The 1,648-nt window shown below is 58.5% G+C and carries 1 rRNA gene; it reads right to left on the bottom strand.

The window, feature by feature from the left end:
• Positions 1-49: 49 nt before the first annotated feature.
• Positions 50-1,566, bottom strand: a 16S ribosomal RNA gene (locus tag QZ506_RS18770).
• Between the last annotated feature and the right edge of the window lie 82 nt (positions 1,567-1,648).

The raw sequence follows: 1,648 nt of genomic DNA, 5'->3' as shown, positions 1-1,648 counted from the left end.
TTTCATCAGACAATCTGTGTGAACACTTCACAGAATCAATATCATCAGGTAAGGAGGTGATCCAACCGCAGGTTCCCCTACGGTTACCTTGTTACGACTTCACCCCAGTCATGAATCACAAAGTGGTAAGCGCCCTCCCGAAGGTTAAGCTACCTACTTCTTTTGCAACCCACTCCCATGGTGTGACGGGCGGTGTGTACAAGGCCCGGGAACGTATTCACCGTAGCATTCTGATCTACGATTACTAGCGATTCCGACTTCATGGAGTCGAGTTGCAGACTCCAATCCGGACTACGACGTACTTTATGAGGTCCGCTTGCTCTCGCGAGGTCGCTTCTCTTTGTATACGCCATTGTAGCACGTGTGTAGCCCTACTCGTAAGGGCCATGATGACTTGACGTCATCCCCACCTTCCTCCAGTTTATCACTGGCAGTCTCCTTTGAGTTCCCGACCGGATCGCTGGCAACAAAGGATAAGGGTTGCGCTCGCTGCGGGACTTAACCCAACATTTCACAACACGAGCTGACGACAGCCATGCAGCACCTGTCTCAGAGTTCCCGAAGGCACCTTCGTATCTCTACAAAGTTCTCTGGATGTCAAGAGTAGGTAAGGTTCTTCGCGTTGCATCGAATTAAACCACATGCTCCACCGCTTGTGCGGGCCCCCGTCAATTCATTTGAGTTTTAACCTTGCGGCCGTACTCCCCAGGCGGTCGATTTAACGCGTTAGCTCCGGAAGCCACGCCTCAAGGGCACAACCTCCCAATCGACATCGTTTACAGCGTGGACTACCAGGGTATCTAATCCTGTTTGCTCCCCACGCTGTCGCGCCTCAGCGTCAGTAAAGGGCCAGGTCGCCGCCTTCGCCACCGGTGTTCTTCCCAATATCTACGAATTTCACCTCTACACTGGGAATTCCGCGACCCTCTCCCCCACTCCAGACCACGCGTCTCGGGCGCACGTCCCGGGTTGAGCCCGGGGATTTCACGCCCGACTGCGCGATCCGCCTACGCGCCCTTTACGCCCAGTCATTCCGAGCAACGCTCGCCCCCTTCGTATTACCGCGGCTGCTGGCACGAAGTTGGCCGGGGCTTCTTCTGCGGGTACCGTCACCATCGTCCCCGCCGAAAGGGCTTTACAATCCGAAGACCTTCTTCACCCACGCGGCATTGCTGGATCAGGCTTGCGCCCATTGTCCAATATTCCCCACTGCTGCCTCCCGTAGGAGTCTGGGCCGTGTCTCAGTCCCAGTGTGGCTGATCACCCTCTCAGACCAGCTACCGATCGACGCCTTGGTGGGCCGCTACCCCGCCAACAAGCTAATCGGACGCAGGCTCACCCCCGGGCGACACCGACCTCACGGCCGGCGCCTTTGACGCGCGGTCTCACCCGCGCGCCCCATGCGGTCTTAGCCGCAGTTTCCCGCGGTTATCCCCCACCCGAGGACAGATCCCTACGCGTTCCTCACCCGTCCGCCACTGATGGGCCGAAACCCACCCGTGCGACTTGCATGTGTTAGGCATGCCGCCAGCGTTCGCTCTGAGCCAGGATCAAACTCTCAGGTTCATCCCACCCGGCGCACACCCGACCCTCCCGACACGGCCACGAGAACCCCAAGGCACCCGCACCACGCCGGCCGGACCGGGAC

The organism is Candidatus Symbiopectobacterium sp., from assembly GCF_020054415.1.
In the GTDB taxonomy this organism is placed as follows: domain Bacteria; phylum Pseudomonadota; class Gammaproteobacteria; order Enterobacterales; family Enterobacteriaceae; genus Symbiopectobacterium.
This window is presented reverse-complemented; position numbering and strand designations above follow the sequence as displayed.